General features: G+C 61.5%; 11 protein-coding genes. 8 read left to right on the forward strand and 3 right to left on the reverse strand.

Translation table 11 applies throughout. The annotated features are described in order from the left end of the window. Positions 1-250: 250 nt before the first annotated feature. Positions 251-1,483: an MFS transporter gene (locus tag A462_RS03945; protein WP_008438854.1), complete on the reverse strand. Its 1,233-nt coding sequence runs from the start codon at positions 1,481-1,483 to the stop codon at positions 251-253. A 65-nt stretch (positions 1,484-1,548) separates the two neighbouring features. Here A462_RS03945 and A462_RS03940 point away from each other — a divergent pair, with 65 nt between their 5' ends. Continuing rightward, complete coding sequence (locus tag A462_RS03940) at positions 1,549-2,538, forward strand: AraC family transcriptional regulator (RefSeq protein WP_008438855.1); 990 nt, start codon at positions 1,549-1,551, stop codon at positions 2,536-2,538. A gap of 4 nt (positions 2,539-2,542) precedes the next feature. On the opposite strand, the gene A462_RS03935 is transcribed toward A462_RS03940, so the two are convergent. Continuing rightward, on the reverse strand, positions 2,543-3,406 hold the full coding sequence (locus A462_RS03935; RefSeq protein WP_003214521.1) for a LysR family transcriptional regulator: 864 nt from the start codon (positions 3,404-3,406) through the stop codon (positions 2,543-2,545). Between the two features lie 107 nt (positions 3,407-3,513). On the opposite strand from A462_RS03935, the gene A462_RS03930 reads away from it, so the two are divergent. The 5 genes from A462_RS03930 (at position 3,514) to A462_RS03910 (ending at position 6,775) form a co-directional block, all read left to right on the forward strand. Then, positions 3,514-3,906 carry a tautomerase family protein gene (locus A462_RS03930; RefSeq protein ID WP_003214522.1) on the forward strand — a complete coding sequence of 131 codons (393 nt, stop codon included), beginning with the start codon at positions 3,514-3,516 and terminating at the stop codon, positions 3,904-3,906. A 275-nt stretch (positions 3,907-4,181) separates the two neighbouring features. Then, positions 4,182-4,631: a MarR family winged helix-turn-helix transcriptional regulator gene (locus A462_RS03925; RefSeq protein ID WP_003214523.1), complete on the forward strand. Its 450-nt coding sequence runs from the start codon at positions 4,182-4,184 to the stop codon at positions 4,629-4,631. A gap of 28 nt (positions 4,632-4,659) precedes the next feature. Beyond that, positions 4,660-5,223 (forward strand): isochorismatase family protein, encoded by a 564-nt coding sequence (locus A462_RS03920; RefSeq protein WP_008438859.1) that lies wholly within the window; start codon positions 4,660-4,662, stop codon positions 5,221-5,223. A 2-nt stretch (positions 5,224-5,225) separates the two neighbouring features. Beyond that, positions 5,226-5,555 (forward strand): hypothetical protein, encoded by a 330-nt coding sequence (locus tag A462_RS03915; RefSeq protein WP_008438861.1) that lies wholly within the window; start codon positions 5,226-5,228, stop codon positions 5,553-5,555. Between the two features lie 5 nt (positions 5,556-5,560). Beyond that, positions 5,561-6,775, forward strand: a complete 1,215-nt coding sequence (locus tag A462_RS03910) for an MFS transporter (protein ID WP_008438863.1) — start codon at positions 5,561-5,563, stop codon at positions 6,773-6,775. Between the two features lie 405 nt (positions 6,776-7,180). Here the strand turns inward: A462_RS03910 and ppx are convergent, their stop codons facing one another. Further along, positions 7,181-8,683 (reverse strand): exopolyphosphatase, encoded by a 1,503-nt coding sequence (gene ppx / locus A462_RS03905; RefSeq protein ID WP_003214007.1) that lies wholly within the window; start codon positions 8,681-8,683, stop codon positions 7,181-7,183. Positions 8,684-9,155: 472 nt separating this feature from the next. Here ppx and A462_RS03900 point away from each other — a divergent pair, with 472 nt between their 5' ends. Next, positions 9,156-9,815 (forward strand): DUF1120 domain-containing protein, encoded by a 660-nt coding sequence (locus A462_RS03900; protein ID WP_008438866.1) that lies wholly within the window; start codon positions 9,156-9,158, stop codon positions 9,813-9,815. Positions 9,816-9,938: 123 nt separating this feature from the next. After that, complete coding sequence (locus tag A462_RS03895) at positions 9,939-10,655, forward strand: fimbria/pilus chaperone family protein (RefSeq protein WP_178902701.1); 717 nt, start codon at positions 9,939-9,941, stop codon at positions 10,653-10,655. The last annotated feature ends 6 nt before the right edge of the window (positions 10,656-10,661 follow it).

A 10,661-nucleotide genomic window follows, 5' to 3' on the forward strand; every position in this document is an offset into this window, starting at 1 on the left:
GCTGGTGAGTGTGAAGCGCCTTGCCAAACCTGAAGGAGCAGGACGGTGCCTGCGAGGCAGAGGTTATTTTGCGCAGCTACTGAAGTAAAGAGAGATACGAGGGTCGCTGCCGGGCAATGATCAGCAGGCGGTCGTTCAGCTACGATTGCTCGGAGTCGGAACTGAGCCCAAAACCAGCAGGATTGATCAAGCGAACTGAAAGGGGGCGAAGCGCATGCGTTTATTCTCGCCCCCTGCCTCTAACACGGTTTCAGAGATGAAACGCCGGCCCCGCCTCTGCACCTTGTGGAGGCGCTTCAACCTTCACCTTCAGCGCAATCAACAGTGCCGCCAACAGCATCAAGATACCTGCCGCGACAAAGACCCCGCCGATACCACTGAAACTGAACATCGCGCCGCCTGCCGCCGCCCCGGCGGCAATCGCCGACTGCACTGAAGCCACCACCATGCCCCCGGCGCTTTCGGCCTGGTCAGGCACTGCCCGCGCCACCCAGTTCGACCAGGCCACCGGCACCCCGCCAAACGCCAGGCCCCAGAGCATCAACAACCACACCTGGCCGGTCACGGTTGCCGGCAACAGCGCCAGGGCGAGCGCCGCAACGCCCACCAGCGCGGGCATCAGCACCAATGTTCCACGCGGCAGACGCACCAGCAGCCAACCAGCCAGCAGCGTGCCGGCAAAGTTCGCAACGCCAAACCCCAGCAACATCAACGCCAGCCCCTCGGCATCGACGCCAGTGGTGCTTTCCAGGAATGGCCGGATATAGGTGAACAGCGCAAAGTGCCCGGTGTGCACCAGCACGCACCCCAACATGCCCACGGCAATGCCCGGACGCAACAGCACTTCCAGCACCGTCCTCAAGCGGGCGGTCCTGCGGGGTGCGAGCGGCGGCAGGGTGAACAGCTGGAACACCAGGGTCACGCCGCCCACTGCTGCGGCGGCGAGAAACGCGCTGCGCCAGCCGTACAGCCCACCCAAAAAGCTGCCCAGCGGCACCGCCACGACAGTGCCCACCGCGATGCCGCTGAAGATGATCGACAAGGCACGCGGCAGCAGGGCCGCCGGTACAAGCCGCATCGCCACCGCCGCCGCCATGCTCCAGAAGCCACCCAGGGCGATGCCCAGCAGGACGCGCATCAGCAGCAACACCGTGAGGCTCGACGAGACCGCCACCAGCAGGTTGGAGCAGATCATCAGTGCGCTGAAGCACAACAGCACCACGCGCCGGTCGATCCCGCGGGTCAGGCCCGGGACCAGCAACCCGGCGAACAACGCCACCACCGCCGTGACTGTCACCGCCTGCCCTGCCAAGGCTTCCGAGACGCCGAGTTCGGCCGCCATCGGCGTCAACAAACTGGCCGGCAGGTACTCCGCCGTGAGTAATCCGAACACGCCCATCGCCAACGAAAACACCGCCATCCAGGCCGGTGTCGCGGGCGCCACATCTGCACCGATTACGGCGTCACACACACAACTGCTCATCACTGGTCACCCTCCAAAAGTTATCGCGACCGCCAGTCTAGGTACGCAGGGCAGGATGATCTATGATGCAAAATCTTGAATCCTTTACCGAAACCCCGAAAATGATGCCTCCAGAACCGTTCGACGTGTCCTCTGACCTCATCAACGAGCTGTTGCGCGGCATGCGCCTGCGGGGCGTCGAGTACCGCCGTATCCAGGCCGGGCCGGCGTTTGGCCTGGGCTTTGCGGCCAAACCCGGGCATGCGTACTTCCACCTTGTCGCCGCCGGCGGCGTCACCCTGCGTACCGAGGACGGCACGCAGTACGAACTGACGCCGGGCAACGCCGTGTTCATCTCCCACGGGGGCGCCCATCAGTTGCTCTCCAGCCCGGAGGTGCCGGTGCAGGACATCGACAGCTTCAACGCCGCAGCCCTCGGCGATGCGGTGTGTGCCGTGGATGCCCGCGCCGATGCAGGCGTGGCTCAAAGCACCCTGCTCTTCAGCGGCTGCATGGAGTTTGAACTGGGGAGTTTGCACGGCCTTGGCCGCCTGATGCCGGACCTGATGCTGATCGACGCCAAGGGCCAACGTTATCCGGGGTTGATGCCGATCCTGGCGGCCATGGAGCGTGAAGTCAGCAGCGCCCGCATCGGCTTCGCCGGCATTCTGGCACGCCTGGCGGACGTGGTGGCGGCCATGGTTGTTCGGGGCTGGGTCGAATGTGCCTGCGGGAATGCGTCCGGCCTGGTGGCCGCGCTACGCGACCCGCGCCTGGCCAAGGCCCTGCTGGCGTTGCATCAACAGCCTGGGCGCGACTGGACGGTGGAAGAGCTGGCGGCGCAGTGTCATACCTCGCGCTCGGTGTTCGCCCAACACTTTCAAACCACGATCGGCACGCCACCGTTGCGCTACGCCACCGAACTGCGGATGCGCCTGGCCAGCCAGTGGCTGACGCTGGAGCGGCTGCCCATTGAAACCGTGGCGCAGCGCCTTGGCTATAACTCCCAGGCCGCGTTCAGCCGGGCATTCAAGCGCGTCACCGGGCAGCCACCGGGGGCCAGCCGGCGATCTTGAGCCGCTAGGAAAAGTGCGTGATCAACATTTCTCGCACTGCACTGACCAGCGAAGCCTCGCCCGGACGCGGCGGTAACAGGCTGAACTCGACATCGGGCAACGCCGGAAGCGTTTGAATCGTCCGGCATGCCTCGGCCCCGGCAGGCACGGCCGAGCTGTTCAGGCACGCCACGCCCAGCCCCGCCAGCAGTGCCGATTGCAGGCCCGCCACCCCGGACGCGGAATGCGCGATGACATACGGCACCCCGCGCGCATCCAGCAGGTCGATGGTGAACCGCTGCAAGCTGCAATCCTGGGGAAGTACCACCAACGGCAGCGGCGCCGCGAGTTGGTGCTGTGCGTCGAACCCACTGAGTGCCACCCACCGCAGGGCCTCTCGTCGTACGGGAATGCCTTCGGGAAGGCTGCGACCATCGAGGATGCGCATCGACAGGCCAATGTCGAATTCGCCGCTGTTGGCGCCCTTTTCGATTTGCAGGCTCTTGCGCACCGAAACATGCAACCGAAGCTGCGGATATCGCGTGCGCAAACCCTTCAACATGCCCGCGATGGCGCTCGGCAAAAAATAGTCGGTGATGGCCAGGCGCAGTTCGCCGCTCAAGGTCACGCCGCGCATGTCCTCAAGCACGCAGTCACTCAGCGCGAGCAATTCACGCGCATGTGCCAGCAGGCGCTCTCCGGCAGGTGTGGGGCTCACGCCTTTTTTGCCGCGCTCCAGCAGCGTCACGCCGGTGAAGGTTTCCAGCTTGCGAAGTTGCTCACTGAGCGCGGACTGGGAACGGCACAGCTTGGGCGCGGCCGCCGAAAGGCTGCCGGATTCCAGGATGGTGACGAAGGAGCGCAGTTGCTCAAGGTCAAAGGGGCGCATGTCTAACCTGCGTTTTTTCCGATAGATATCATTATATCTTCCCGTTTTTCAGATCCGAATAATTTTCTTAATCTGGCACCTCACCCTACCCTTACGAGGAATTCGCCATGCCAGGCATCACCCTGAAAATCTCCGGAGAACGCAATCCCGAACTGGTCCGCCAGCTCGTCCCGCAGCTCACTGCACTGACCTGTGAAGTGCTCGAGAAACGCCCGGAGCAGACCTTGCTGATTCTCGATTTTGTGCCGCACGACCAGTGGTTCATTCATAACCGCTCGCTGGCCGAACACGGGCGCAACGCATTCCGCCTGGAAGTCACCGTGACCGATGAGACCAACACCAAGGCGCAAAAGGCGCGTTTTCATCGTGAGGCCTACACGCTGTTGGCGGAGTTGATCGGCAACCTGCACCCGCACTCCAATGTGCACATCATCGACTGCCGGGCCAGTGCCTACGGCTATGAAGGGGTGACTCAGGAGTACCGCTATCAACACACTTGATAGGCCGGGAAAAAGCCGCGCATGCATGTCGATCAGGTCAATGCGCGGCTCATCAAGTCCGTGAACAGTTGCAGAACCCGTTCATCATCCACGTCCAACAATCGGTCACCCACATAGCATTCGGTCTTGCACCATCCCGGTCCATGAACGACAGCACGCCCAGCCGCGACACCAGGTAACGCCCCGGCAAAAGGACCGTCGACGCGGGCTTTTATGACAAAAATTTCATACAGCTAAACTGTACAGTTTTTCTGCACGCATGCTAACGTCCGGGCATGAACAAACCTTCCATCACCTCCGAAACCCAATCCGCCGCCCTGGCTGCCGAGCTGCGCATCTCCCTGGGCAAGCTGATACGCCGGCTTCGGGAACAAACCCATCCGAACGATTTCACTTCCGCCCAGAAGTCGGTGCTGCTGCGCCTGGACCGAGACGGGCCCAGCACCGTCTCGGCCCTGGCCCGGGCGGAGAGCGTGCGGCCGCAGTCCATGCGCATCACCGTGGCCGGGCTGGAAACGATGAAAGCGATCAGGGGCAAACCCGACCCCAGCGATGGGCGCCAAACCCTGATCGAGCTGACTCCCGGCTTTCGTAAACACCTCATCGCCAGCCGCGCAGCCAAGGACGATTGGCTGCTGCGGGCGCTGCAGGAGCAACTGTCTGCCGAAGAGCAAGCTGAACTCGCGGCAGCGGTAAAGCTGCTGGAGCGCCTCGCCGACTTTTGAGCCACTTCTATCCGTTCGAGGACCTCCCATGGCCGTCACCTTGCTGGATCCCAACACCGCGCTGATCATCGTGGACTTGCAAAAAGGCATCGCCGAATACCCGTTCATCCACCCCATCGGCGCCGTGGTGGAACGCTCCCGTGCACTGCTCAACGCGTTCCGTGAGCGCGGGATGCCGGTGGTGCTGGTCAACGTCACAGGCTTCGCCCCCGGGCGCACCGAGCGGCCACGGCGCAGTGATGTGTTTCCACCAGGATGGGCCGACCTGTTGCCCGAACTCGATCAGCAACCCGGCGACATTGGGGTGACCAAACGCACCTGGGGTGCCTTCGCCAGCACTGATCTTGAGGCGCAACTCAAAGCACTCGGCGTGACCCAAGTGGTGATCACCGGCGTTGCTACCGGAACCGGCGTGGAGTCCACCGCGCGCCAGGCCTACGAGGCCGGCTTCAACGTGACCCTGGCCGTCGACGCCATGACCGACGCGAACGCCGAGGCCCATCACTACAGCCTGAACCAGGTATTCCCGAAGCTGGGGGAAACCGGCACGGCGCAAGAGATCATCGGCTTGCTTGCAACAAGGGGGGCGTGACGATGCAATGGCATGAGCTGGTGTCTTATTTCTTCGGCGGCGTATTGCTCGCCAACGCGCTGCCCCATTGCCTCAGTGGCTTGATGGGCCAGTCCTTCCAGACGCCGTTTGCCAAGCCGCGCGGCCAGGGGCGGTCCTCCTCGACGCTGAATGTGCTCTGGGGTTTTCTCAACCTGGTGATCGGCTACGTGCTGGTCTGCCGGGTTGGGGACTTCGACCTCAAAAACACCGCTGATGTGCTCGCCCTCGGGCTCGGGGCCTTGGCCCTGAGTGTTTTCCTGGCGCAGCATTTCGGGCGCTTCAACGGTGGTCATTCCTCAGGGCCGGTGTGAGTTCGATGGGCATTTTCCGCTCGCTGCGCAGCGTCAACTACCGCATTTGGGCCGCCGGCGCCCTGGTGTCGAATATCGGCACCTGGATGCAACGCACGGCCCAGGACTGGCTGGTGCTGACCCAGCTCACGCCGCATAACGCGTCGGCCGTCGGCATCGTCATGGCGTTGCAGTTCGGGCCGCAATTGCTGTTGCTGCCCTGGACCGGCTTCGCCGCCGATCACTACGACAAGCGCAAGCTGCTGATGGTCACCCAGGGCGTGATGGGCGTGCTGGCGCTGATGCTGGGGGTGTTTACCCTGACCGGCATCGTGCAGCTGTGGCACGTGTATGTGTTCGCGTTTTTGTCTGGCTGCGCCTCGGCCTTCGATGCACCGGTGCGGCAGATATTCGTGGCGGAGCTGGTGGGCGAAGCGGACCTGTCCAATGCCATCGCGCTCAATTCCACCTCGTTCAACATGGCGCGCATGATTGGCCCGGCGGTGGCCGGCGTGACCATCGCATCGGTGGGCACCGGCTGGGCGTTCCTGCTCAATGGCGCGAGTTTTTTCGCGGTGCTGGCCTCGCTGTTTCTGCTGCGGGTTTCCGGCCTGCACACCAGCCTGCGGGCGCTGCGCACCAAGGGCAGCCTGACTGAAGGCCTGCGTTATGTGTGGGCGCGGCCGGACCTGATGGCGATCCTGATCATGCTGTTCTTGATCGGCACCTTCGGCATGAATTTTCCGATCTTCATCTCGACCATGGCCGTCACCGTGTTCCACGCCGATGCCCGCGGCTATGGCCTGCTGACGTCGACCCTGGCCATCGGCACCGTTGCCGGGGCGCTGCTCGCAGCCGGTCGCGAGCGGCCACACTTCAAGGCGTTGTTGATCGGCGCGCTGGTATTCGGGGTGGGCTGCACGCTGGCGGCGATTGCCCCGAACTATTGGTTGTTCGCCGGGGCGCTGGTGATCATCGGCGTGGGCGCCCTGACCTTCAGCAACACCACCAACAGCCTGATGCAACTCACCACCGAACCTTCCATGCGCGGCCGGGTAATCGCCCTGCGGGTGGGCGTGGCCCTGGGCGGCACACCGATTGGCGCACCGATTGTGGGCTGGGTGGCCGACCATCTTGGCCCGCGCTGGGCGTTGGCGGTCGGCGCGGCCTCGGGCATCCTGGCGGCCGGAGTGGCGGTGTACACCATGACGCGCAAGCTGGATCGGCCTAAAAATATCTGATGGGCAACACAGCTCCCACAGTTGATCTTCGCAGGCTTGCACAGTTGATCGTTCCCACGCTCTGCGTGGGAATACATCCTGTGACGCTCCGCGTCACCATTGCGCAGGACTTGAACCTTGCATCGTCAGCTGGACGCAGAGCGTCCGAGACGGCGTTCCCACGCAGAGCGTGGGAACGATCAATATCTGAAGGGCAACACGAATCCAGTGTGRGAGCTGTCGAGCTTYAGCGAGGCTGCGAAGAGGYCCTGTCAGGCAATAAAGATGTCGCCTGCCAGTCCGCCATCGCAGCCTCGCYAAAGCTCGACAGCTCCTACAGTKGATCTTCGCAGKCTCGCACAGTTGGATTGTTCCCACGCTCTGCGTGGGAATACATCCTGTGACGCTCCGCGTCACTCACTCATATCAGCGCACGTTCAGCGTGAACCCAACCCGCGTCAGCCACTCGGCTTCCTGGGCGAAATCCGCCTGGGTCAGCTGGTTTTCATCCAGCCAGTTCTTCGGGAATACCACGTCCAGGCTGTCGGCATTGGCCCGCAGGACCACTTGCGGCATTTCCTGGGTACCACGGATGTGGTGGAACAGGATCGCAAACCGCAGCAGCGCGCACAGGCGAATCAGCTTGATGCCCTCGGCACCGAACTCGGCAAACTTGTCCCGCGGGATGTTGCGGCGGTGGCCGCGTACCAGCAGCGCGAGCATCTGCTGGTCTTCACGGGAGAAACCCGCCAGGTCCGAGTGCTCGATCAGGTAGGCGCCGTGCTTGTGGTAATGGTAGTGGGCGATGTCCAGCCCCACTTCATGGACCTTGGCCGCCCAGCCCAGCAGTTCACGCCACACGCCGTCTTCCAGGTCCCAGTCCGCTGCGACCTGGTCGAAAGCATGCAGCGCCTTGCGTTCAACCCGCGCCGCCTGTTCCAGGTCGACGTGGTAACGCTCCATCAACGAGCTGAGGGTGCGCTCACGGACGTCTTCATGATGATGACGGCCCAGCAGGTCGTAGAGCACCCCTTCACGCAGGGCGCCATCGCAGTGGTCCATGCGTTGCAGTTCAAGGGCGTCGAAAATCGCTTCGAGAATCGCCAGGCCCGCCGGGAAAATGGTGCGGCGATCAGGCTTGATGCCTTCGAAGTCGATCTTCTCGGCATCCCCCAGCTTGAACAGCTTGCGCTTGAGCCAGGCCAGGCCTTCGGCGTTGACCTCGCCAGTGCCATGGCCGCCGGCCTTGAGGGCCAGGCCGATGGCGCGGATGGTGCCGGACGAACCGATGGCCTCATCCCAGGTCAGGCGGTGCAGGGCGTGCTCGATGCTCATGATCTCCAGCCGCGCCGCCGTATAAGCCTGGGCGTAGCGGGCCGGGGTGATCTTGCCGTCCTTGAAATAGCGCTGGGTGTAGCTGACGCAGCCCATTTGCAGGCTTTCGCGCAGCAGCGGCTCGAAGCGCTGGCCAATAATGAATTCGGTACTGCCACCGCCGATGTCGGCCACCAGGCGCTTGCCCGGAGTGTCGGCCAGGGTGTGGGACACGCCGAGGTAGATCAGGCGTGCTTCCTCGCGGCCGGAGATGACCTCTACCGGGTGCCCGAGGATCTCCTCGGCGCGGCGGATGAACTCGCCCCGGTTGCGGGCTTCGCGCAGGGCGTTGGTGCCGACGATCCGCACGGCGCCCGGGGGCATGCCGTTGATCAGTTGGGCAAAGCGCTTCAGGCAATCGAGCCCGCGCTGCATGGATTCTTCATTGAGCTGACGCTCGTCGTCGATCCCGGCAGCCAGCTGCACTTTCTCGCCGAGCCGCTCAAGGATGCGGATTTCGCCGTTCTGGGCCTTGGCCACGACCATGTGAAAGCTGTTGGAGCCCAGGTCGATGGCGGCGATCAGGGACAGATTCTTGGCTTGGGATTGCGGCATGGTTAAGGGGTCTCGGTCGATAACCTCGCCATCGTGCCACGATCAACCGCTGACGCCAACGCGTAGTGCTTCCGGAATTCGCTCATCGGTGTCTTGGAGGAAAATCTGCAGGATATGTAGGGCGATTCTTGATGCGCCTGGCGATTGTTCCGTAGGGCAAGTGGAGTAACGGAAATCTCCAGCTTTAATAGGCTTCCTGAATATGCCTACATGGCTGGGTTATTTGTTCCAGTCGATAATTAAGTCAGGACTACTGCAAGGATGATCTAAGGGGACATTGTTTTTTTACCGCTCTGACACTAGTTCAGGCGTCGTCTCATTCTTTCTTCGGGTGTTTACGAGAGAGACTGTCACTCGGCAATTAGGCCGTGGTGTTAACTATTTGTAGTTTGCCTATCAAGGTTGATAGCAGTTGGGCATGGAATAGCCCGGCGAACCACATGCACCTGAGAACTTCAGTGACAGGATGAACATGAACAGAACATTTGGTTTGGCAATAGTTGTCGTTGGCCTGGCGGTAAGCATGGGTACTCAAGCAAATACAAGTGGTGCCGGGAACCTGAGAGTCACCGGAACCATTAAACCAGCTGCATGCACGGTAAACCTCGGCGCCACAGGCGGCACCGTTGATTACGGTACGATCAATGCGTCGAGCATTCCGCTGACCTCTTTCTATCCTCTGCCGGAAAAGTCGCTGCCGTTAAACGTCAACTGTGGTGCGGCGGCTGCCCAGATGGCACTGTCCGTTACTGACTCACAAACAAACAGTGTCGTAAGGGGGATCCTGGGAACCGGCTTCACCGACAACCACAACTTTGGTCTTGGCGCGGTCGGAACCAGGAATACCGGTGGCTATTCGATCAGGCTCGCCACCTTGACCACTGTCGGCGCTACGCTGTACCCGCTTAGAAGGACAAGCTCCGGCGGTGCCTGGAGCACCAGTGACGGCAAGGTCGAAAAATCTCCTTACCAGCACTCCTGGAGCCGTAATAACAACACAACTCCAGCCGCGGTCTCTTCCGTTACCGGCACTCTCGTAGTCAAGGCTGTGATCAATCGCGGCGATGCACTGGATCTCAGCAGGGATATTCAATTGAATGGAGCTGCTACTTTGGTAGTAACTCGAATCTAACTCTATAAACATGGCCAGCATTTAGCAGGCGGTCGCGCACCGTGGCTTCGTGCTGGCTCTTTATATGCGTATAGGTATTTCGTGATTGTCAACGGTGCGTTATCTGGTTGCGGGTAGAGTTCGATGAGTCGTCTTTTAAATACAGTTAATGCTCTGTTCTGGTGTGCGAATCTTTATTTTTTGGTTTCTGGCAGTGTAAGAGCGGATGGAATGGAGCCGGAAACATCCGTTGTTATTCTTTATGAAGAGAACGGTGAAGCGACGATCAACGTAAAAAATACGGACGCTGGCCCTGCTTTACTTCACACAGTCATTCAAAACGTCCCGGAAGATCCGGAGACACTCTTGATCGTTACGCCTCCTATCGCCCGTGTCGAACCGGGCGAAACACAACTTGTGCGGTTTATCAGTACCTTGAAGCAGCCGCTCAAGACTCAGCGATTGAAGCGCGTCACCTTTGAAGGTATTCCGCAGGCGCGCGCCGAAGGGCGCTCGACCATTGGAGTGACCATTCGACAGGACTTACCGCTGATCCTGCATCCCCAGGGCTTGCCGCGGCATCAGGAGCCATGGAAGTTGCTGAAGTGGAAGCTGCGGGGAAATCGGCTGACGGTTCATAACGACAGTGCCTACGTGGTCCGGATGGGGCTGGAGGTGCACCTGCTGCCGTCGAGGCACCCGGCGATATTGCCGCGCACCTATATCCTGCCTGGCGAAGTGTTATCAACCCGCATCGAAGAGGCGATGGCCCAGGTCAGCGGTGTCGAGATTCAACCGGCGACGGTCTACGGGTATTCGGCAACCGCCTACGAAGCCTCCGTTGTTGTCGAGGCGGGTTGAGCGGTC

The organism is Pseudomonas sp. Ag1, assembly GCF_000278565.1.
Taxonomy (GTDB): domain Bacteria; phylum Pseudomonadota; class Gammaproteobacteria; order Pseudomonadales; family Pseudomonadaceae; genus Aquipseudomonas.